Origin of the sequence: Paenibacillus antarcticus, from assembly GCF_001637225.1 — a bacterium.
Classification (GTDB): Bacteria; Bacillota; Bacilli; order Paenibacillales; family Paenibacillaceae; genus Paenibacillus_AQ; species Paenibacillus_AQ antarcticus.
The window spans coordinates 223959-248033 of record NZ_LVJI01000006.1 but is presented as its reverse complement, the minus strand read 5'-3'; the positions used below and the strand labels follow the sequence as shown (position 1 = coordinate 248033).

Below are 24075 nucleotides of genomic sequence, written 5' to 3'. Positions count from 1 at the left end.
CTACACGCTTCCTGCTGTTGCTGTTAGCTGGTCGATCGTAACCGTTGCACTCGTTGCATCAGCTGCTACGGTTGCCGTTCCGATAACTTCGCCACCTGTTGCTAATTTGTACACGTTCACTACATCGCCTACTACCAAGCCTGTTACGATAACTTTATCTGCTACGCCCACTTTGTTGTTCGAAGCGGTAATGTTCGCTGCTACTGGTGCTACAGATACCGGCTCGGTTACATATGTCTTCGCCGTACGTGTGCTTTCCAGTTTGTTTGCTTTCGTTACCGTTACATACGCGGTGCCACCTGCTGCCTTCAATAGATCCACTTTAGATACAGTCACTTCTGTTGCACTCTCTGCTACCGTTGCTGTTTCCAATGCCGTTCCGCCTGTTGCCACGTCATATACGTTCACGATGTCACCTGCCACTAGGCCAGTTACTTTCACCGTATCCGCATTACCCGTTCCATCATTGATAACGGTAATCGTCGTCGCCACTGGCGCTACAGTGATTTCTGCATCATACGCTTTTACAGTTCTTACACTCTCAAGCTTGTCCGTACTCTTCACGCTGACATACACGCTTCCTGCTGTTGCTGTTAGCTGGTCGATCGTAACCGTTGCGCTCGTTGCATCAGCTGCTACGGTTGCTGTTCCGATAACTTCGCCACCTGTTGCTAACTTGTACACATTCACTACATCGCCTGCTACCAAGCCAGTTACGATAACTTTATCTGCTACGCCCACTTTGTTATTCGAAGCGGTAATGTTTGCTGCTACTGGTGCTACAGATACCGGCTCGGTTACATATGTCTTCGCCGTACGTGTGCTTTCCAGTTTGTTCGCTTTCGTTACCGTTACATACGCGGTTCCGCCTTTTGCTACAAGCATATCTATATTTGAAATGGTAACCTCTGTTTCATTAGCCTTTACGGTTGCTGATTCTAGAGCTGTTCCGCCCATTGCCACTCCGTATACATTCACGATGTCACCTGCCACTAGACCAGTTACTTTCACCGTATCCGCTTTGCCCGTTTCACCATTTGTAACGGTAATCGTCGTCGCCAATGGCGCTGCTGTGATTTCTGCATCATACGCTTTTACAGTTCTTACACTCTCAAGCTTATCCGTGCTCTTCACGCTGACATACACGCTTCCTGCTGTTGCTGTTAGCTGGTCGATCGTAACCGTTGCGCTCGTTTCATCAGCTGCTACGGTTGCCGTTCCGATGGCTACGCCACCTGTTGCTACCTTGTACACGTTCACTACATCGCCTGCTACCAAGCCAGTTACGATAACTTTATCTGCTACGCCCACTTTGTTGTTCGAAGCGGTAATGTTTGCTGCTACTGGCGCTACAGATACCGGCTCGGTTACATATGTCTTCGCCGTACGTGTGCTTTCCAGTTTATTTTCTTTCGTTACCGTTACATACGCTACTCCACCTGTTACCTTCAAGAAATCTACTTTGGATATGGTTGCTTCTGTTGCACCCTCTGCTACCGTTGTTGTTTCCAACACGCTTCCGCCTGTTGCCATGTCGTATACATTCACAACGTCACCTGTCACTAGGCCGATTACTTTCACCGTGTCCGCTTTACCCATTGAGTCATTGTTTACAGTAATCGAAGTCGCCAATGGCGCTGTACTGATCTCTGCATCATATGCCTTTAACGTTCTTCCACTCTCCAGCTTGTCCGTGCTCTTCACGCTGACATATACGCTACCCGCTGTTGTTGTTAGCTGATCGATCGTAATCGTTGCTGTCGTTTCATCAGCTGCTACGATTGCCGTTCCGATGACTTCGCCACCTGTTGCTAATTTGTACACGTTCACTACATCGCCTGCTACCAATCCCGTTACGATGACTTTGTCTGCTACGCCTGTCTTATTATTAGCAATATTGATCGTACTAGCTGCCACAGCGGTAGATGTAGGTTCGCTTGCATACGTCTTAGATACACGATTGCTCTCTAATTTATTAAACCTCGTTACTGAAATCTGCGCAGTTCCGCCCTTTGCTGACAACATATCTGCTTTAGAAACAGTAACTTCCGTTTCACCATCTGCTACTGTCCCACTATCAATAACGCTTCCGTAAACAGTCACTACGTCGCCTGTTCCCAATCCTGTTACTTTTACCGTATCGTCACTACCTGTTTTTTCATTAGTAATGGTGATAGCCGATGCCAATGGTGCTACAGAATTTTCCGAATCGTACGCTTTAATGATACGGATGCTTTCTTCCCCATCAGGTCCACTTTTCACAGTGACATATACAGTTCCTGCAGCGCTCCCAACTTGATCAACTTCCACAATTGCTTCTGTTGAACCTTCCGCTACTGTTCCGCTACCCATTAAAGTTCCTGCTGTCGCTGCATTGTATACATACACAATGTCTCCTGCAAGCAGGTTAGTTACTGTAACCGTATCTTTTACCCCTGACTTATTATTCGCAACAGTAATAGATGCTGTTGCTGGCGCTGCCGATCCAGCTGCGAATCCAATAGTTGGACCTACTGTAGATAATAGTAATGTTGCGCTCAACAATCCTGATGCAAGTCTTACAGACTTAGCTTTCGTCCTAGGTTGTACTTTAGATTTTGACTTCAACTTCATTGGATATGCCCCCATAATAGATCTAGTAGTTTACTACTATTACTATCGGCAGGTTCCTTCATATTATTTAGGTCTAAAACAACTCTATTTTTCAAAAATATACATAAACCTACAATATTCATCCTACTTCACTAATAATGCTAAAGACGCAGTAGTGACTAGGGATTGAAACAATTTATTGGATCACTTAACAAGTGATTCAGAACGCGGAAAAGGAGCCTTTTACCCTTTAGATCAACTAAACATATCCTTATAGAAAGATGACTCCCCTTATTTCGTATTCTAAAATAGACAGTTTGTCCATACTACCAAGTAACCACTTTACTAGGGCTAAATCGTTACGAGACAAGAACAGGAATTTAACAAACCAGATAACAGTAAGTTTACTAGAAAACAAAAGAATCAAAATAGGACCTCTCCGAAGAGAAGTCCTAACTATTAGCGAACATTCATACTAATATTCCAATATATGATATAGGTTTTCATTTAGATTAGTTCGATCTCAAACAAAAAAAGATCCTAGAAAGTCTAGGATCTCCTTGTCATTCACTAAGTTAAGATTAACGAAGCAATTGAAGTACGCCTTGTGGCTGTTGGTTAGCTTGTGCAAGCATAGCCTGTGCAGCTTGAGCAAGGATATTATTCTTCGTTTGCTCCATCATTTCTTTCGCCATATCTACGTCGCGAATACGAGATTCAGCAGCTGTTAGATTCTCAGAAGCTGCACCTAGATTGTTAATTGTGTGCTCCAAACGGTTCTGGTTAGCTCCAAGTGTTGAACGTGTAGTTGAAACAGTCTTAATAGCTGCATCTACCGCTGCAATATCAGTATCAAATGTTCCTGTAGTACCATCTGGTTTTACACCACCAACTGCTAAACCAGTAGAACTCATTGCTGTAGCTAATGTTACATTTAATTGTTGTGTTGCGTTTGCTCCAATTTGGAAATCAGCAGTCAATGATCCATCTAATAGTTTCTTACCATTAAATTCGGTACGAGAAGCGATTCCATCTAACTCTGCATTTAACTGCGTGATTTCAGCGTTAATAGAATCAGTGTCTTCAGTTTGAAGTGTACCACCGTTACCGCCTTGAACTACTAGCTCACGCATACGTTGTAAAATAGAGTGAGTTTCAGTCAATGCACCTTCAGCCGTTTGAATTAAAGAGATAGCATCTTGTGAGTTTTTAGAAGCCATGTCTAGACCGCGAATCTGACCACGCATTTTTTCGGAAATGGATAGACCTGCTGCATCATCGCCTGCACGGTTAATACGAAGACCGGAAGACAATTTTTCTATGTTTTTGCTAGTTGCTGCTGTATTAGCACCCAATTGACGATGTGTGTTTAATGCTGCGATATTGTGATTAATAATCATTTAATATTTCCTCCTTGAAATTAAGTTATTCCACGTCCATGTGGTTTAATAGTAAACTACTCTTCGAGGTCGGCCGCCCCTCAGTAATAGCCTCTAATAGATATATCGACCAATCACACAATTCTGTTAATAGTATTTTTAAATATTTTTTATTATTTTTTTGTATCTCTTAAATGTTGCATCAATGTTTCCAGATTAACTGGTGAAGAAGTTGCAGATTCTCGATTACTTTCTTGAATCGATTCATACACTTCCTTACGAAAGATATCGATATGCTTAGGGGCAGATATACCAATGCGGACCGTATCTCCTTCAACACCTAACACTGTCAGCTCAATTTGATCTTGTATAATAATGGATTCACCCTTCTTACGCGACAGCACCAACATATTATTCCCCCTCCTCCTTCTGCTCCATTTCGATAGCAGGGTCATACCATAAACGATGACGCGTCTGATAAGAGGAGTGATGAAGAACCACTTGCTTGCCCTGTTTATTCTGTGGGTTAAATACTAAAGGTGCAAGCAAATTAATGGTAGATTGTTCAATCAACTCATGTAATGTGACAATGCATTGTACGTGAACTTCATCTGTGATAGACAATTCTTCGGCTTCATGTTCCGGAAGATCAAATTCATAATTCGTATGAAATACAAAAGGATCGGTGATCACAAAAGAAAGTTCACTCTGTTTCATGGACTGCAAATAATTGAAGGGACTTTCCTTTACTTCTATTAGGACAAAATCTGTTTCCTGTTCAAATCCAGGAATTCCTTTGGCAAAATGAACTGTTTGATCATCACTCACTTCAAGTTCACCCCAAATTGTTGTCTGAATTACCATTAGATTACCTCCTTCATTCATTTAATTACACAAAAAAGGCCATAGACGGCATACAACGACATCTATAGCCTTAGGTTTATTACATCGTAACATTTACTTCTGGTGGTGTGAATTGGATTGAAGAATACTGCTTCACATAAATATTCAGCTGGCCGCGTATAAATTCTATTTCAGGACGATTCACAACGACATTCAATTCTGACTCTGCTGGACGAAATGAAAGTTCTGGCGATCTAATCTCAAAATGAATATCAACATTATCCATAGATGCGGGTCCACGAATTTCAGGAAACGGTCTAGGCAGCCAATCCGTACCAAAGATTTCTGATACGGTATTACCTGAGCTTTGGATCGATGCCATCCGATCGCCTTTCTGTACCCGCTCTGCGATTCCCTGCAGAAATTGTTGTTGAATTCCTGAGTAAATTCTTTTGTTCATTGAGAACCCACCATGATAAGCTTCGAAGGCTCTGCTCTGATCAATAGATAATTCAGGTTGATACTTGTGAATCTCAAGTACAGCTGGCTGCGTCTTCATTTGTAGTTCAGCTTGGGGTTGACGAATAGAATAATTCCCAGGGTCAATGTCAATGCCCATAAGGGCTGGCGTTTGCCTGATCTGTACAATCTGAAGCGAACTCACCTTCATCGCCCCCCTATTATCTTAAGAAATCCATTAAGGAAGGGCTAATAATCTTGGATCCCGCAGATAAGGAGGCATTATATATGTTTTCTTGAATCTTAGAATTCATGATCAATTCGGCATAATTAGCGTCTTCTGTCTTCGCCTGTAGATCCGTAAGATTGACCTCCAAATCACCTAATCTACCTTGCATGAGTTCCACGCGGTTACTCTTCGCACCAAATTCCGAACGAATTGACAACATCTTTTCCATACGTGTATCGATCAAGTCCAACTGCGCAGATACATCAGCGTGGAGGCCATTCTTGAGAGCGTAGGAAATAGTGTTAATAATTACAAACAAATTATCCTGCTCATCTGAACCGAACACTTCATTACCCGTTACATTAATAGGAAGTTGAACCGCTTCTCCAACAATATAATTAATATTCCCAGTATCAGTCTTCAACTGATCAACCGCTGTTGTATCCGAAGATCCGTCTGCATTTTCACTGAATACATAAGGCTTTGTATCATACTTCTGTCCATTAAAGATATACTTCCCGTTCAATTTACTATTAGCGATATCAATGAGTTGTTCCTTCAATTGTGAGACTTCTTCATTAATGCTATCTAATGCAGATTGCGGGTTACTTCCTGTAGAAGCTTGTACCGTTAATTCTCTCAATCGTTGAACAACCTCACCAGCTTGGTTGAGTACCGTATCGTTATAGTCAAGCCAAGAAACGGCAGTATCCACGTTCTTCTGATATTGTTCATTGGAGGACAATTCAGCTCGGTAGCGTAAGGAGTATGTAATACCCACTGGATCATCCGAAGGTTTATTGATTTTCATACCCGTTGCAAGTTGATTCTGTGTATTATTCATTTGCTGGGCATTACGGTTCAGGTTCAGCAAGAGCTGAGAACTTAGCATATTATTCGTAATTCTCATGGACGGTTACACCTCACTATCTAGTTATCTTCCTACGACACCTGTAGAGTTAATTAATTTATTCAGTAGTTCATCGAAGGTTGTCATGAACCGTGCTGAAGCACTATATGCATGTTGGAATTTGATCATATTAGACATCTCTTCATCCAAAGATACGCCACTAACCGATTGTCGACGCGTCTCCACTTGTTCTGTGAGGAATGTGGAATTCTCTGTCTGGCGAGTTGCTTCCTGCGATTGAACGCCAAGTTGACCAACCATTGAATTAAATAGGGCGCCTGCAGTTGCGGAACGATTACCATCATCCATAGACAACATTGCCGTGTCCTTAACATTAGCGAATAGCGTAGCCAACGTGTTATTCCCCTTGATTACTTTGGCATCGGCTCCTGTTCCTTCTGTTCTCAGCGAGGTCGCAATCAAATTCGGATTATCTCTGATTAGCGAATTCATACTAATGTTGGCAGCTGTAATCGTCCCATCAGCTCCACTTGCTACAAAGAAAGGAAGTCCAGGGTTTGTCGTGCCGTCCATCGTATAGCCTAATTGATGAAGACCATTTATCCCTTTAACCGTAATAGGTAGGTCAGTGTCTAGTAAGTTAGGTCCTGCATACGTGGTTCCATCCTGATTGATAACTGTCACTCCGGCAGGTATAACAGAACCTTTTGGCAGTGTAATCTTCATTTCTCCATTAGCCATTGTGTTAGCCATGTTGTCTAACTGCTTCGTATAATCTGCAACAAATTTCTCGCGGGATACAATCATGCCATGGACTTCTCCACCCTTTAAATCGCCTGAAGCATACGCTGTATTCAGAAAGGCTGCATCTACCACAGCGGTTGGAGGCGTAGTACCTTGTACTAGCAACTGACCTCCCATGGAAATATTGTACCCTTGATCCGAATCCGTTACGGTAATATTAATAATCTTGGAAAGTTTGTCGGTCAGTAGATCGCGTTGATCTCGTAAATCGTTGGCTTTATCACCCAAACCTTCAATTCTAGTAATTGAGTTATTCAGATCACCAATTGTCGTTAAATAGTTCTGAATTTCTGAACCTTTCACAGCAACGTTGGTACCCAAATCTTCACTCAAGTTGCTTAACTGCCGACTCATTTGGTTCAACGCATCCGTAAGTGCAATGGTAGATTCTTTGACGATTTTGCGAGCGGTCACATCTTCCGGACTTTTACTTAGATCGGACAAAGACTTATAGAAATTATCCATTACGGTACGTAGTCCCGTCTCCGAGGGTTCGTTAACAATTGCTTCTAACTTACTAAGCGTATCGGATTGAATATTCCAACTACCCATTGCTGTATTCTCACTGCGATATTGGTTATCTAGGAAACTCTCCCGTACGCGTTCAATCGCATTGAACTCAACACCAGTCCCAAGTTGACCCGGTGCTGTGGAACGTAGAAAAGCATAAGCCTCTATTGGTGTGGAAGCCGTCATCTTGACAACTTGTCTAGAGTAACCTTCCGTATTCGCATTTGCGATATTATGACCTGTTGTGTTCAGCGCTGCTGTTTGTGTAAACAAACTTCGTTTGGCTGTCTCAAGGGAATGAAATGTTGATACCACAGATAACTCCTCCTTATGTTAGGCGCGTGAATCGAATAGTCCTGACCAGCCTTGGCTGCCGTGTTTATCTCCAGGATGTTGGTATGTGGCTTCTTGTTCAGGCCTAATAGCCAACACTTCCAGTGAGTAATCAATAAAAGCCAACGATTGTTCAATCAATTGTTGATTCAACTGATTCAAATCCTTTAATTTCCCTAAATGTTGTGACAATTCACCTTGTACAGCAAGCAACTTTTGCTTATCATCAGGATCAAATACCAATCGCACTAGCTCCGTTAGGGTCAGGTTTAACATGGATTTAATGCCCTTTGTTTGCAGAAATTCATGAGAAGCACTCACGCGTGCCACTTCCAATTGCTCAATCTGTTTCAGCAATTTAGATTCTTGATTGAGAATTACAATGAGTTGATCGACCTTATTGTCCTTGATGGCATCTCTCTTAGACTCAGCGACTGTTATCATCTTTATATGCGTAGTATTCAACTGTTCTAATGTATGGATAAGCTGTTCTATTGCCATGTCATTCACCTAGTTCTCAGGAAATTGTTTGAAATATGGTAGCAGCTTCTCAGCAAGCTTCTTACTATCTACTTGATACGTTCCAGAAGCCACTTGCTGTTTCAAATCCTGTACTTGTTGCGTACGTTCTGAATTGGCGCTACGCTCATTAGCCTGTAGCATTTCCATCGCTTCGGCAGAGATAGAAACCTCGTCCTTACGTCGACTTCTCTTCTCTTCTGTCTTATGTCCTGACTCTATGTTGCGTTGATACGAATTTATAGCTCCTACGCGTCCGGTCTCGTTAATTTTCATAAGAATCCCCTTCCTGTTCATTTCATAAAGGTTCAATCTTGTAAGTCAATAAAAAAGTAAAAACCGATAACCTTTACTAAGTTTATCGGTCTGAATTGAAACATATTTAATAGCTAGTTTAAGTATTCTGCTATTTATTGTATTTATTAACCGCGCTATAAGCACCCCTACCATGTAGATCAGCTTCTTTTCTAGCTTGTCCATCTTTAACAGATTGACTTAACTCCTTGGTCAGTCGCGTTCTACAGGAATTACACATGTTACTTTCTTTGATGAAAGTGGTTCCACACACTTCGCATGGATAGCTTAGATTAGGGGCGTCAATGACGGAAATACGACCTTCTCGTATGAATTTAATAATCTGCCGTATCGTTACTTCTGTACCCTCGGACAATTCTTCCATCGTCGAACCTCTATGCTCCCTTAAGAACTCGGCGCATGTCTGGTATTCAAGCTCGATCTTCTTCGTACAATCCGGGCAAATATCTCTAAAGTTCATAGCAAAAAGTTTTCCGCACCGCGGACAATTCCCAAGATTCATCGTTTCCCACTCCCTTAATCCATAAATTACGTATACCCTTATGATCTAATATATACAGATTAACTTATATGAGCATACTCCGTCTATCTTTTTAGTAGGACCATTTGTCAAAACATGTATGTAATTGGCGAATATCCCAACTTATCAAGATCGCGCCCATGTGAGGCTATAGATCTCCATTGGTTGTCCGATGACCTCGCCCGCTACCCACAATACTCGTGCACACGAATTTATTGTACTTCCGGTTGTATATATATCATCGATGACAAGAAACCGTAAAGGACTGTTCACACGTGATCTATGTCGAGATTCAATAATATTTCGAATACTATTTATGATGTCAGGATCAGCTTCAAATGTGTTCATCATATCACGAATACGATCACTGCGATTCTTGAGACTTTGCTTATCCGTATGACGCTCCCTTATAATCAGCCGTCGGAAAGGAATCTGTGAAAGACCCGCTACCCCAAGACCTAATACCTCCGCTTGATTAAATCCTCGTTCTTGAAGCCTAATTGTACTTACAGGGACACAAGTGATCACATCTATGGTCCATTGTGAATCCGCACGTCTATGTTCATTCTTCATTCCAACATACGCTTGTCCTAACATCATGATCAGTAGCTCACTATATCTTTCATTTCCTCGATACTTATATTGTCCCAACCATTCACGCATGACAGGATTATACGCAACCGCACTCCGATTACATATGAAGAAACGTTCATGCCCACCCGCACGTGTACAATCTGGACACCCCATGTGTCGTCCACAAGTTCTACAACGTGGATGCCTAATCCATGGTATTCCGTTGTAACAATCTCTGCATATCCCATGAATTTGTGTAGATCTATTCGTCATTCTTCCGCAAGCAAGACAGTTCGACACTGGGGGTGCAAGTAAACGGTGTATCGGATCTAATATACTTTTCCAGATCATCGTTCTCTCCTCTACAAATCATAAGATAATACCCTTGATGGATACTTTATTTAACCCTACTAATCCCTACTAACAGCTGGAAAACGCATAACTTAGTTGAGTTAAATTTCCATTTAATTGTAAATGCACTTATCTATTCATAGGATCACGAGTTAAATAGCCACCCTTTTGTGCAATACGGTTCATTTTCCTAATCTGTGATATCGCACCCTTCTGTGAGCTTGTCCAGTGGGCGGACGCTAGGAATACGCTACCTGCAGGGTCGTCTTTGGATCTACCCGCGCGCCCAGCCATTTGGATTAGTGATGCCTCATCAAAAAGACCACTATCCGCATCCAATATAAATACATCACTGCGAGGCACAGTCACTCCTCGTTCCAGAATCGTTGTCGTGATCAATAGTCTAATCTGCGTATCACGAAAGGCTACCACCTTCTCCGAGCGCTTCGGATCTACCGATGAAGTTCCTTCTATACGGATTCCTGGGATATGACGCCGTAATAACATCACAAACGGTTCGATATGACGAATTCGGGAAACGAATACAAACAATTGTGCTCCCCGCTTAATAGATCGTTCCAGGTTGTGAAGAAGCTTAAGGGGAATTCTACGTTGTTGCAGACAATGAGCCACTGATTTCATATCCAACCGACTAGGCACAGGTAGAGGGTGTCCATGGAAACGAACAGGTACTCTTGCATGTGGTAGTATCCCGCGCGATGCTTCTCTCTGTAGTTGATGTGGAGGTGTCGCCGACAAATAGACGAACTTACCATCTGGCTTGCAAGCATTCTGTGCCGCATAAGCCAACATCGGATCATTATGGAATGGGAAAGCATCAATTTCATCGATGATGACGAGATCAAAATTCTGATAGAAGCGCATTAATTGGTGGGTTGTCGCGAGAGTCATTGTCCCGGATCTCCAGCGTTCCTCACTACCCCCATACAATGTAACTATCCTTTCGTCTGGAAAAGCTCGCGCTAACCTTGGGGCAAGTTCCAACACGACATCCCTGCGAGGCGTGGCGACAAGCACGCGTCCCCCAGCCTCTAGAATCGAGGCGAGTAACGGAAATATCATTTCTGTTTTGCCCGCACCAGTGACTGCCCAGAGGAGGAAGCGATCAGGTGTGGATACCGAAGGAACGGATTGCTTCAGCCATTTACAGCTTAAGAAATCCCATAAGTCTGACAAGAGACTGGAGGACAGCGACGGCGAATTACGTGAAGCATCTGCGATACTGAGGGTTCCCGAACTTTCAGGTTGATGATTTATTCCGCCGCGAGATGGAGAGGCCAGCACGGCTCCGAAGTCGCTCCCTGCGGGCGGCTTCGCCAAGAACTGCAGCGCCGCGCCTGCGGCTGCGCTTTGCGCTACACTAAGCCCCCACCGGCCCATGGCCTCGGTGGGGGAACCCCCTGCCGTGCCCCGCACGGCAGGCTGCGCTGCTCCGCGAAGCAGCAGCGTACAAGCGCGGCTGCGCCCCATCGCGAGGCATGCCTCGCAGTAGGCGCAAGCCGCACTGCCGCACGTGGCGCATGCCGTGCGGGCAAGGGCAACGCTACCGCAGCGGCGGCAGCGGCGGATCTTGCGGCGGCGCTGCCAAGGTGCGCCGCCACTAGGCGAGGCTGCAGGGGCAACGCCTGCGCCAAGTATAAGCTGGCCCTGGAGATAGGCCAGCTGTGCGGCCGTAAACCATGCACCGGCTAGGGATGGCGCAGCCTCCGCAAGCAATCCATCAACCTCTGCCGCTAACAATGAGCGCCCTTGGAGTACTCTAGCTAGTTCTTTGGCTTCGCTGATCATCCCCTGCATGACTCCCCCATGTCGCAAGTCATCAGCTTTACGCCCGCGTCCGGCATCATTCACTGAACTATCCCACAACGCCTGAACTCTCTCTTTACTCAACCGCTGTTCATTGACTGGTTGTATATTTTCCCTTCCCTTCATTGAAATACCTATCAGCTCTCCCGCTACGATACTGTTTCCCGACTCTGTATTCCCTTGTTGTCCCTGCACCATATTTATGTGTGAATGAACGTGTACGCGTCTAATCACATTAGTTTCATTTCTAACGTGCATTATCCACATGGATTTCTCACTTATACAATTTCCATTCGACTTAAACTTTTCTTCTTCCGCAAGTTCTACTTGGAGAACTCCAATGGCATACTGTTTCCACTGATGCACATTCCACGTATCCATCTCTTTCACTTTGACATTCAATTGTTCCATCTTCAGTGCCCATCCTAGTGGAATATCCTTCGCAATTAATACCATTCTGCATAACGGATCCTTACTTACTTTAGCCCACCACAACAGATCCACTCTTATATCTAAAGATATTCTAATCTCCCAACGTCCGGCATTTCGAATAGCATATACAGCAATTCTCATCCCTTTTCTCCTTTCACCAGTTCAATTTAAACAACTCACGCTTACATGCGGGTAGTAAATTTGTTACCTACATTAATAAACTATCCTGTGGTTAACTTGTCTTATATGTTTATTTGGACGCAAAAAAGCACATTCCCCCAGAGTCCCGATCTTGGAGAGTGTGCTTCACACCTTACTATATAGATTGAACTAAGGTATGCGCTCACAAGTCCAATCATTCCTAAAGGAAATCATCATTATGGGAGTTCGTCCTTAGTTCAATCTATCTACCTATACAATTGCTACCCGTCATCTACACCACCATATATTAACCCTGCACATAGGGAATGCGCCTATCCTCCTGCGGTATTCTTAAATCTATCCATATCAGTCCTTCAGTGCTCGTGAGTGGTAAATAGTCGAACATATCCTCTCCATCTACGACTCCTGCACAAACTTTTACAGATAGATCAAGTCCTGACCAATCACGCATCGTGTGAATCATACTAACGGTTTCATCACTCGAGCCTTGATCAATGACAAGAACACGCAATGCCTTACCTTTCTGAAAAGCATACAACCACAACGCACGCATATACCATTCAATCTTTCGTTCGTGGTTATACGTTACAAGTATATAATCGTTATAATATTCCTTTCGTCGATTCCCCTTCACTTTATAGGTTGTGGCGTATAATCCATGAACGATGGCAATTGCCAACCCATAAATGACAGCAATCCAGATTAATTGGATGACCATGGAGATTCACCTCCCTCTTCACCAACAATATATGCTGATAGAGAAGCCTCGGTGACAAGATATGAGCATCCCGCCCACACCTTCGAGAAAAGGAACGGCTACATCCATATGTAATATTCCATAATCTTGTTAAAGGGTTACCCAACCATATTTAATGGCATTAATAACCGCTTGTGTGCGATCATCAACTTCCATCTTTTGAAGGATACTACTGACATGATTCTTAACTGTCTTTTCACTGATAAAGAGAAATTCCCCAATCATCTTATTACTCTTTCCTTCAGCCATAAGACGCAACACTTCAGCTTCACGGCGAGTCAGTGGATTGTTCTCTCCACCCACAAATTTCACTCCGGCTTCCTTGTCCGATCTTTCATTCACGGCTCCAGCTTCATTCACATAAGTCATTCGACGTAACTGTTGAATCAATTTACCCGTTACTTTAGGATGAATAAAAGCATACCCTTGATGCACCGAGCGAATCGCATTAATGAGAGACTCCGCCTCCATGTCTTTCAGTAAATACCCATTGGCACCTTTACGCAGTGTCTCAAACACGTAACTCTCATCATCATGAATAGACAAGATGATGACTTTGATGTCTGGGAATAGTCCTCGAAGTTTCTCCGTTGCTTCTACACCATTCTCTAATGGCATATTAATGTCCATTAGTACAATATCAGGTTTGACCTCATTACAGAACTCAAGTACTTGGATACCATCGCCACATTCACCGATGACCTCCATATCATCCTCCATGTTCAGAATACGCTTCAGACCTTCGCGAAACAATTGATGATCATCAGCTAAGAGAACTTTTATGGTTGTTTTTCCAGAATCCCGATTGTCCATTGCGTCACTCCTTTCTCTTATCCACGTTTGTAGGGATATGGATTATGATCTTGGTTCCATCATTCAGTGCAGATTCAATTTCCATTCTTCCGTCAAGGAGTTCGACCCTTTCACGCATCCCAATGATACCGAAATGATCCTGACTCTTCTTTTCTAATTGATCAAGTCTTAACCCACAACCATTGTCTTGTACAACGATCTTCACCATTTGCGCTTGATAGGTAATCTCCACAACAACATAAGATGCCTGTGCATGTTTAGCGACGTTCGTTAAAGCCTCTTGTACAAGTCGGTACATGGCCGCCTCCATTGCAGAAGATAGACGATGTTCTTTACCTCTTGTTTCAATCAACGTACGAATTCTCATTTTCTCTTCAAAATCATAAATATACTTGCGGAGTGTTGGAATGAGTCCCAAGTCATCCAAAGCCATTGGACGTAGATTGAAAATAACTTTCCTTATTTCTTCGAGACTCGCACGTACTTGTCCCTTCAAATCTACTATTTCGTCCTGAACCATCCTAAATTCCTGCTTCACTAGCATTCTTTCTACAATTTCCGTCCTAAGCACTAGATTAGCTAGCAATTGAGCAGGACCATCGTGAATCTCTCGGGCAATTCGTTTGCGTTCTTCTTCTTGTGCTAAGATAATCTTCAACCCTATAAGCTGACGATTCTTAGCAGTCTCAATAATACGTCCTACTTGACTTATTTCTCCGGATAAATATTCCATGACAACGCTCATCTGTGATCCAATGACTTCAGCACGTTCCACTGAATTCTCTACATTTCGGGTTCTGATTTGTAGTTCATCACGTCTCGCTTTGAGATACATTTCTTTCTCACGATAAATCATCACATCAAGTTGGAGCTGAGTCGCTTTCTCATACGCTTGTCTAATGTCCTCTTCCTTATAGCGAACAAAGTCCCGACTCACTTCCGTGAGTCGGATACGTGAACGCCGATAGCTTAACTCCAGCAGATCTACCTTTTGTAAGGTGTCCACTGTTTCTTTCACCACGAACTTAAGCTCTTGATTCAGCGCGTTCAGCTCATCGCGAGCACTCTCTAGAATCTCAAACATTTGAAGTTTACTATTCTCCACCACTTCGATGGCGTTTTTTATGACACGGTCTATAGCTTCAGCTTGAAAGTCCACTCAAGTGTTACTCCATTTCTTACTTCAATGTTCATTCACTACTCCATATCATAACATATCACGAATCAATTGTGATGGTCTTCGTGAACTGATTCCACGTAACTTTTAGACCTAATTGTTCGGAAACTAACCTAAGAGGGACTAATGTTCTACTTTGTTTCACGATGGGTGCTACTATAGCACTAGAACGTTTACCATTAAGAATGAATTCTTTCTTATTCACTGTAAGATCTAATAATTTCGCACCGCGTAACACTGTAATTCTCTGATTAGCAGCGTCCCAGTTCGCGCTTCCTCCAAATGCATCGACAACATAACGAATCGGTACATACGTACTGTTATTTTGAACGATCGGTGCAACGTCCATGGTCTTCTTAGTTCCGTTAACGGTCATCGATTTCTGACCAATGGTCATGACTGCTTGTGCTTGCGGAAGACTTGCATCGCCAGATAATGATGGGATCATGAACTGAATATTGTCAAAAGCAACTGTTCCAGTCAATGCACGTTCATCCTGTCCTTCTTCCACATTTACAACATAGAATCGTTTCAGCTGAGCTGGATATTGAATATTCAGTCCACTTAGATCAACATTAAGCGTCTTCCAACCTTCCCAATCAATCACCTTCGCAAGATCCACATAGATCGTCTTACCTGACTTATCCGTAAGCTCTGCGCGAAGCCAATTCAGACTCTTATCCCCTTGTACATCCACTGACATTGTAGTGGCAGTCGCAGAAACTTCCTTCCCTACAGTTCCATTTAATTGCGCGTAAGCATACATTTTGCCGAGTCCTTGTGTCATATCATATTGAAGGGTCATCACTTTAGATTTCGAATGATCGCCCGTTCCTTGGGTAATGGTAGCCGAACCTTTCACTTCGCTCAAATTACTAGTGAATTGAATTGGATAACTAACATTCTCGAAGTTCTCCCACATGCTATTACCAGCCTCAGACAGAACTACTACGGTGCTGAACCCATTATATCGACCAATAGCATAACCGACCTTCGCATTCGCATTAACGGAAGTTACGGTTAACGTATCATTTTGTACATTCCCCTTAAACCCAACGAACTCCCATTTCAAAGAGCTAGCAGGAATCTTAATACTTTCTCCACTCTTCGTCACAGCCGTCACAGGAATAGATACCGTTGTACCTGCTGTCAATGAACCTGTTGAATTCGCTGCAGTCAGACTTGTCAGCTCATCTGCTCCTAGAACGGTAACTTTCGTACTTACCTTAGCTGACCCGCTAACTGCTGTAATCGTCGCTGTACCCGGTTGAACCCCAATGATCTTGCCTCCACTTACTTTGACATTACCATTGCTAGACGTCCACGTAGGGCTGATCTGTGACGAATCAATCGGGTTATAATAAGTATCATACCCTTTCAGGCTATAAGAACTCTCTTGGCCGATTAATAGTGCCCCACTTCCGCTTATTTTAAATCCTAACAATTCTCCCTTGGGTGCCGTACTAAATACACCAAGAGAATTGACAATACTTCGCTGCGTCGTACCATATTCCGTATTAAACGTAAGTGTCGCGTTATTCTCAGCTAAAGGGCGAGTTACCATCGTAGTGGATCCACCACCATCTAGATTCATCCCTTTCCATACGCCGATGTTCACCATAAATGCTTGAAGTTCGGGTAATGACATACCTGAGCTATTGCTATTATCCTCTGCAGTCACAATGTAGGCATATCGCCCATCCTGTGAATATCCAAGTGCTGTTCGAGCACGATAACCTCCAATACTTGCTACATCTCTAGTGAACGCAGATGCCTTCCCTCCGTTGACAAGAAGCGTATGTCCACCGATCATCATTTGTAGACTTGCAGGATCAACCTGTTGACCTGTCGTCTCTGATAAGAGCGAAGAACTTACATTCACTGGCTGGCCGATGACAAAGTGCGTATTGGCAAATTCAGCAGCTGTTCCGTGTGCACGAAGAATATAGCCATCCTCTGGTACAGATATACTCAATGGAGCTTTATAAGATACTTGTGTAATGATTCCATTCTGTACAAGAATTTCAGTCGCAGTCGTCGAACTACCACTAGGACGATCTAATGATTTCCAGTTACTTGTATACATATACATCGCATTCAAATGACTGTAAGCGGAACTCGTGCCTTCCGGCGTGTATGTCGTCTTATTAATTCCTGATAGAGGGAATACCGAACCATCTTGTGCCGTTACAGATCCTTTAAAAGCATACTCATCAATCATCGGTTTCCCGTCTTTAGACACGGTATACGAATACATACCTTTCAAATCTGCAGGTGTAGTCATCAATACACCATTCGTTATTTGACCACCCAATGGTGCCCATTGCGCTCCAGGACCACTTGTAATGTAATAATCGCCATTCACTGCAGCTACGGCTCCATTTTCTTTGGCCATAGCTTGTGTGCTTTGTCTTGTTGTGAACTTGCTAGCTACACCATTCATAGCATCGATTTTCACATTTGAATTCTTCAGATCCACTCGGATCACATCCGCGAGTGCAGTCGCTTGTTTACCAGAACGTGTCGAAGAAAATTGATATTTGTATAGGATAGCTCCGGATGTAATAATCTCTTCTCCGAGCTTTTTGACAGATGTAGATGCTGCGTTAGCTACTGATCCTTGCGTTGAACCTGGTAATGAAAGTCCTTCTCCTACAATAGGCGCAATCCATAATAGACCTGCCAATGTTACGACAATCCACTTCTTCCCCTTTAAAATTGCCACTTTGTTCTGCATTTGTTGTACGTTTCTGTTCATGAATGATTAATCTCCCATCTTGTTAGCGAAATCATATATTTGTACGTCAAATTAACGAAAATTAAAATAGGTTACATATAATAGACTACTTTTAAGAGGAAAAGTTACGATAATTCGCCAATTTGTTCTATAACCTTGCAAATTGACTTCACCAATGATTAACAATAAACGCAAAAAAACACCCAAAACCACTTCAATGGTCATGGGTGTTTGTTTCTATTCTTTACTTCCTATAAGTATTTCAATTTATCTAAGACACGTTTCAACATGACCGCAGCTTGTGCGCGGGTTGCATTCCCTTGTGGCTGGAATGTGTTGATCGTGATGCCTTGAATGATACCTTCCTTCACGGCTTTTGCTACTAAATCTTTGGATTGAACTTTCGAAGCGTCCTTAAATCTTGCTAATGTCTGAGCTGACGTTCCGTTAAGAGAGATACTAGGCCCAGCATACTCCATAGCCCGTACCATCATTAAGGCCATTTGCTCACGTGTGACGTTGCTGTTCGGCTTGAACGTTCCGTCAGAGTTACCTGTAATAATTCCTGCCTTTGCTGCAGCCCCGATATATGCTCCGGTGGTACCCGATGTTACATCAGGGAAACGACTTGTTTCTTCTCCAGACAGGCCTAGTCCTTTCGCAATGAATACAGCGAATTCCGCTCGTGTAATAGATTTATCCGGTTCGAACTTACCACCTGAGCTCGAGCGTGACTCCACAATTAATTTCTCAGATAGCTCAGATATAGCTTCATTAGCCCAGTGCTTCATTGTATCCGAGTAAAAGCTGTATCCAATTGCTGGTCCAATGACAGAATTCCCAGTTACCTTACCACTGAACAACATGGCTGTTGGGCTACCGATTACACTTGATGGTACATATGAAGGGGTACCCGACGCTACATTGTACTTGACCAATGATACCTGCTTGGTCGATGCCACAGTACTTGATGCTCGGAAATAAAGTTGACCCGTATGTGCAATTTCTCCAACACCTGAAGAGGTTGATCCGTTGTGTGCCGTAATATGCAATTCTATCGGATCTGCCAGAGGGTTCGTCGTAACACCATTGTACGAGGTTGCCGTAGTCAATCGGGCTCTAGGTATCGATTCCATCTGGACTTTCATATAAACATAGCTTAACGAAGATGTTCCTAATGCACGTGCTATTTCTGTATACGCCATCTTGTCCATTGGGAGATCGTACATAACATCCTTGTACCGCACCGCGAAAGAGGTGCTTTTCCCCATACTGTACACTTCCATTAATGCACTCAACGGAATATCGACTTCCGCTGCATTTTCAGTTGAAGGAACCTCAAAGACAAGCATCTTGCTCACGTTATTATTAGATGTAAATTTCAGGCCGCCAAGTACCTTCGCATGGTCGAGCGTGTATTTCCTAATACTCTGACCACTTCGAGAACGACTCTCCGACGACTGTGCCGCATCCGAATTTAGCAGATAGCCCCCTTTACCAAAATCCCCCGAAGACATGGACTTAACGTAGTCAGGTTGAACAACACCGTCTGTTGTCGTCGCCGTACCGCTTAAATTCTGAACTGACATATTGCTGTAGGCTTTAATAACATTCCCCTGATTATCATTCAGTGGCGTAGCACCTATTTTATAAGATAATAGAACGACTTGACCCGAAGTAACTGGCGAGCTTAGCTTTAGGGTAACGGTATCCCCACTAACTGTTGCAGTCTGTATACCACGATTAGACTGGTTTACTAATACACCGAACTGAGAGATCGAAAGATCCGATATTGCTTTCAACGTCTTATTATATACGACCGTGATCGTATCGCCTCGAACGGTAGCTGAACGTATTCCTTCTGTCACCAAGCTATAATTGATGGGTTGAAGATTGATATATCCCGCCAGATTTCCGTTCAAATCCGCAATGCCACCGACGCCAGATATATATGATAACGTCACACCTTGATCCGCAGTAAAAGAAGACGCGAGTGTAAGGAATACCTGATTGGACACGATCTCCACATTCGTCACATATACTGGTGAGTTATTGACCAGTACTGAGAATTGACTCTTCATCGGGATGGTACTTGTCTTCAACGCTTCATTGTAAGTAAGTATCACTTTATTGCTATTTCCTTCGATCCCGGTTAATTCAGGAGGTTTCGTATCATATGCATTCCTTACAAAATAATCATTAAACGCAGAAATATTCTGTCCCCGATAATCCTGCAATGGGTAAGATCCTGGTGAATAGGATACTTTCACGATTTCCCCATTAGATACTGAGCTAGACAAATATAACGTAACCGTTCGTCCGCTCTGATAAATGCTACTTATCCCTTTCGAATATCCATCCGTCTCTACTGAAAATTGATCATACGCATAACTACTATTGGAAAGACTCTTGAGACTTTCGCTAAAAGTTAGCGTTAGCGTACTTCCCGATACGTATCCGTCGGTCGGTTTCGGTAACACCGTATCTATACCGTTCGTCACTTCCTTACTAGATAGCGATGCTGCTATATTCTTAGACAAATCCTGTATAGGTCTGACACTGTTTCCAGTGTAAGTAATTCGCACGACCTGTCCAACAGCCACCCCTGTGACCAGTGTGACATATACACTCTCACCAGAAACATAGGCATTGCTGAGTGAACGCGTCTCACCGTTCACAGTCACGTTGAAACTGGACGTCAACAGATTGATCGAGGAATCCAACGTTTTATTGTACTGAAGACGAATAACTGAATTACTATACATCGTTGCGCTCTGAATGACTGGCACTGTCGTGTCGGATACCTTCGTCTGGAAAGTCCAACTTGACGTACCACTAAGCCCTACAAATAACTCACCTGTCGCAAGATCTGTAATTGCACCGTTTGTTATATCGACATAATATGTCGTTCCCTCTTGAAGATTAGCAGATGGTCTGATTATTAATTGCTTACCTGAAGTAATGAACGAAGCAGGAATAGCTGTCGTCGTACCTTGTTTCTTAAGTGTAACGCCCGAAGCATTCTGTATTGCTATATTTCGGTTGAACGTAGCTACAATGCTTGTTGTAATATCATTATTAGTACTTCGGTCGGTGGGAGACAATGAACTCAATGTCAATACAGTCGACGTTGTTGTTCCAGTCGTGAAGGACCAAACCTTTTTCAACGGAGCATTGTTATCACTATCTTTAAAAGATCCGTCGAGTACAGTAACCGTATATGTCTTGTTGTAAGACATATTCGTTGGCAGCGTAAGTGTTATCTTATTTGTCCCCCCACCCTTCACATCAGATGAAGTCACATCAAACCCCTTTACAAGCTTCCCTTCCGTCTCCAGAAAGATTATTCCCTTATCTGGATATACCGGACGACTGAAGTTCAATGAAATGCTACCTGTAGTTGCAATACCTGTTACATTTGCAGCTGGTACTGTAGGAACCGTAACATCCCATACCACCGGATTTCCCTTAACATTGAAATACCATTCCTGAGCACTATTAATACCCGCAAACAGATGGTCGTCTATGTCCTTGAACGCACCACTGTCGATTAACACATAATACCTTTCACCAGGTATCAGCCCAGTAACTGTCCAAGATGCTGTTTTGTTGTCAATGCTATCTATCGTTATGGAAGGGTCTTCTACGGACTTTTTCGATACAATCTGGTTATCGGACGCCCGAATAACGGACACCGATCCCGTATTCTTAACAACCGTCTTATCAAAAGTTACCTTCAAATTCGTCGAATCTCCACTAACGATCTTACCAAGTTCCGGAGTTCTTACGCTAATCACAGGCTGCGTTATACTACCTTGGGCCGAAAGCGTAGTAAATGACATATCAAATTCTTCATTTGGATTAAGCCCTGTGCTTGCCTCTACAAATGTACCAGCTTTTATCTTCACATGATAAGTAGTACCGTTGACTAACGTGTTAGAAGGTATTGTTACATCATACCCGCGTATAACATAGGGTTGCGGCGTGATGGTCTGAGTCACTACAGCTGCACCTTTATCAACCGACACTTCAATTTCACCGTCGCTCAATTTCACATTTCGATCAAATGCCAATTGAATTAGCTTCGTATCTACCGGGACCCCTTTTGTTCCATCCGTTGGTAGCATCGTTATTACAATCGGATTCCCCCCAGCTGCTGCTCCAGCTACGGGCACCATTGCTCCAAGTAACATATTCACCACCAGCATTAATACAATTCCCATTGAAATCTTCTTTCTCATTCCTTACGTTCCCCTTTCAATTAAGCCTTCTATGTATAAATTCTTGTCGCTCTATCTTCGTGGACATACCTACATATATTAACGGTCAAATGTGCTTACAAGTTTAGAAACCGCAGTATAATATTGATAGAATAGATCTCCTATTGCCATAGAGGTGGTAATTGATCAAGGGAACCCTAATGATTCTAGCTCCGTTGATTTGCACCCATGTGATTAATAATATATAAATACACAAAAAGCGGATATCCTTCCCTCAAGGGAAAAGATATCCGCTTTATTTCAAACCGTTACACTTACAGTCCGGCTTGTTCTTTCAATAGATCCGCTTTGTCGACTTGCTCCCAAGGTACATCTAGATCCGTACGACCGAAATGTCCATAAGCTGCTGTTTGTTGATAAATCGGACGACGTAAATCAAGCATATTAATGATGCCTGCTGGGCGAAGATCAAAGTTCTTCTGGATTAGCTCCACTAACTTCTCTTCACTCACTTTACCCGTACCATAAGTATCTACATTAATCGATACCGGCGTAGCTACACCAATGGCATAAGCCAATTGAATCTCACATTTATCTGCAAGACCAGCTGCTACAAGGTTCTTAGCAACGTAACGTGCTGCATAAGCTGCTGAACGGTCTACTTTTGTAGGATCCTTACCAGAGAATGCTCCGCCTCCATGACGTGCATAACCACCGTATGTATCAACGATGATCTTACGTCCAGTTAGACCTGCATCCCCTTGTGGACCTCCAATAACGAACCGCCCTGTTGGGTTGATGAAGTATTTAGTATTCTCATCGAGCAATGCTTCAGGAACAACAGGAAGAATCACGTGTTCTCTAATATCAGCTTGAATCTGCTCTAATGTTATTTCTTCAGCATGTTGTGTAGATACAACGATCGTATCCACTCGTACTGGCTTATCATCTATATATTCAATCGTCACTTGTGTCTTTCCATCTGGACGCAAATAATCTAGCGTACCATCTTTACGTACAGCTGAGAGTTGACGTGAAATACGATGTGCTAGTGCGATAGGAAGTGGCATAAGTTCTGGTGTCTCATTCGTTGCAAAACCAAACATTAATCCTTGGTCTCCTGCGCCGATATCTGCCGTTTCCTTATCCATTTGATCAAGATCACGGTTTTCTATCGCTGCATTTACACCTTGAGCTATATCTGCAGATTGTTCATTCAATGAAGTAAGTACAGCACATGTATTATAGTCAAAACCATATTTAGCACGTGTGTATCCAATTTCCTTAATTGTGTTTCTAACGATGGATGGAATATCAACATAGTCAGAATTCGTACTAATTTCCCCAATGACTAGAACTAATCCCGTAGCTACAGCTACTTCACACGCAACGCGTGCATTTGGATCGTTCGCCAAGAATGCATCCAACACAGCATCAGAAATCTGGTCGCATATTTTATCTGGATGTCCTTCGGTAACGGACTCAGATGTAAACAGATGACGTCCTTTAATTGACATAATGTAACCTCCCAATAAGAAAAAAATGAACCTTTTCCAATTGGAAAAGGTTGCTTACAATCCTCAATGGTCATATTAACTTATTTGTCAAACGGTGTCAATGATTCCACATCAGCACCTATAACATAATAGCGT

18 protein-coding genes are annotated in these 24075 nt (G+C 43.0%); all 18 read right to left on the bottom strand.

The window, feature by feature from the left end:
• The 18 genes from PBAT_RS25750 to metK all read right to left on the bottom strand — a co-directional run bounded on the left by PBAT_RS25750 (position 1) and on the right by metK (position 23940).
• A complete protein-coding gene (locus PBAT_RS25750; protein ID WP_068647410.1) occupies positions 1 to 2613 on the bottom strand; it encodes a beta strand repeat-containing protein in 2613 nt (870 codons plus the stop codon).
• Between the two features lie 560 nt (positions 2614 to 3173).
• Positions 3174 to 3992 carry a flagellin N-terminal helical domain-containing protein gene (locus PBAT_RS05770; protein WP_068647408.1) on the bottom strand — a complete coding sequence of 273 codons (819 nt, stop codon included), beginning with the start codon at positions 3990 to 3992 and terminating at the stop codon, positions 3174 to 3176.
• A gap of 152 nt (positions 3993 to 4144) precedes the next feature.
• Positions 4145 to 4381 carry a carbon storage regulator CsrA gene (gene csrA / locus PBAT_RS05765; protein WP_068647405.1) on the bottom strand — a complete coding sequence of 79 codons (237 nt, stop codon included), beginning with the start codon at positions 4379 to 4381 and terminating at the stop codon, positions 4145 to 4147.
• 1 nt (position 4382) lies between these two features.
• Positions 4383 to 4835, bottom strand: a complete 453-nt coding sequence (fliW, locus tag PBAT_RS05760) for a flagellar assembly protein FliW (protein WP_068647403.1) — start codon at positions 4833 to 4835, stop codon at positions 4383 to 4385.
• Positions 4836 to 4914: 79 nt separating this feature from the next.
• Complete coding sequence (locus PBAT_RS05755; protein WP_068647401.1) at positions 4915 to 5484, bottom strand: DUF6470 family protein; 570 nt, start codon at positions 5482 to 5484, stop codon at positions 4915 to 4917.
• Positions 5485 to 5494: 10 nt separating this feature from the next.
• Entirely contained in the window at positions 5495 to 6412 is a 918-nt protein-coding gene (gene flgL / locus PBAT_RS05750; RefSeq protein WP_068647399.1) for a flagellar hook-associated protein FlgL, read from the bottom strand.
• A 24-nt stretch (positions 6413 to 6436) separates the two neighbouring features.
• Positions 6437 to 8002 carry a flagellar hook-associated protein FlgK gene (gene flgK / locus PBAT_RS05745; protein WP_068647397.1) on the bottom strand — a complete coding sequence of 522 codons (1566 nt, stop codon included), beginning with the start codon at positions 8000 to 8002 and terminating at the stop codon, positions 6437 to 6439.
• A gap of 18 nt (positions 8003 to 8020) precedes the next feature.
• Positions 8021 to 8521 (bottom strand): flagellar protein FlgN, encoded by a 501-nt coding sequence (locus PBAT_RS05740; protein WP_068647395.1) that lies wholly within the window; start codon positions 8519 to 8521, stop codon positions 8021 to 8023.
• Positions 8522 to 8530: 9 nt separating this feature from the next.
• Positions 8531 to 8815, bottom strand: a complete 285-nt coding sequence (flgM, locus tag PBAT_RS05735) for a flagellar biosynthesis anti-sigma factor FlgM (RefSeq protein ID WP_068647393.1) — start codon at positions 8813 to 8815, stop codon at positions 8531 to 8533.
• Positions 8816 to 8945: 130 nt separating this feature from the next.
• Complete coding sequence (locus PBAT_RS05730; protein ID WP_068647391.1) at positions 8946 to 9356, bottom strand: TIGR03826 family flagellar region protein; 411 nt, start codon at positions 9354 to 9356, stop codon at positions 8946 to 8948.
• A 144-nt stretch (positions 9357 to 9500) separates the two neighbouring features.
• Positions 9501 to 10298: a ComF family protein gene (locus PBAT_RS05725; protein ID WP_084402843.1), complete on the bottom strand. Its 798-nt coding sequence runs from the start codon at positions 10296 to 10298 to the stop codon at positions 9501 to 9503.
• 129 nt (positions 10299 to 10427) lie between these two features.
• Complete coding sequence (locus PBAT_RS05720) at positions 10428 to 12698, bottom strand: ATP-dependent helicase ComFA (RefSeq protein ID WP_068647388.1); 2271 nt, start codon at positions 12696 to 12698, stop codon at positions 10428 to 10430.
• Positions 12699 to 13005: 307 nt separating this feature from the next.
• Positions 13006 to 13437 (bottom strand): glycosyltransferase family A protein, encoded by a 432-nt coding sequence (locus PBAT_RS05715; RefSeq protein WP_068647386.1) that lies wholly within the window; start codon positions 13435 to 13437, stop codon positions 13006 to 13008.
• Between the two features lie 129 nt (positions 13438 to 13566).
• Entirely contained in the window at positions 13567 to 14289 is a 723-nt protein-coding gene (locus PBAT_RS05710) for a response regulator transcription factor (RefSeq protein ID WP_068647384.1), read from the bottom strand.
• A 4-nt stretch (positions 14290 to 14293) separates the two neighbouring features.
• On the bottom strand, positions 14294 to 15448 hold the full coding sequence (locus PBAT_RS05705; RefSeq protein WP_068647382.1) for a sensor histidine kinase: 1155 nt from the start codon (positions 15446 to 15448) through the stop codon (positions 14294 to 14296).
• Between the two features lie 58 nt (positions 15449 to 15506).
• Positions 15507 to 18224 (bottom strand): stalk domain-containing protein, encoded by a 2718-nt coding sequence (locus PBAT_RS05700; RefSeq protein ID WP_149466282.1) that lies wholly within the window; start codon positions 18222 to 18224, stop codon positions 15507 to 15509.
• A 230-nt stretch (positions 18225 to 18454) separates the two neighbouring features.
• Positions 18455 to 22444 carry an Ig-like domain-containing protein gene (locus PBAT_RS05695; protein ID WP_068647380.1) on the bottom strand — a complete coding sequence of 1330 codons (3990 nt, stop codon included), beginning with the start codon at positions 22442 to 22444 and terminating at the stop codon, positions 18455 to 18457.
• A 293-nt stretch (positions 22445 to 22737) separates the two neighbouring features.
• Positions 22738 to 23940, bottom strand: a complete 1203-nt coding sequence (gene metK / locus PBAT_RS05690; protein ID WP_068647378.1) for a methionine adenosyltransferase — start codon at positions 23938 to 23940, stop codon at positions 22738 to 22740.
• Between the last annotated feature and the right edge of the window lie 135 nt (positions 23941 to 24075).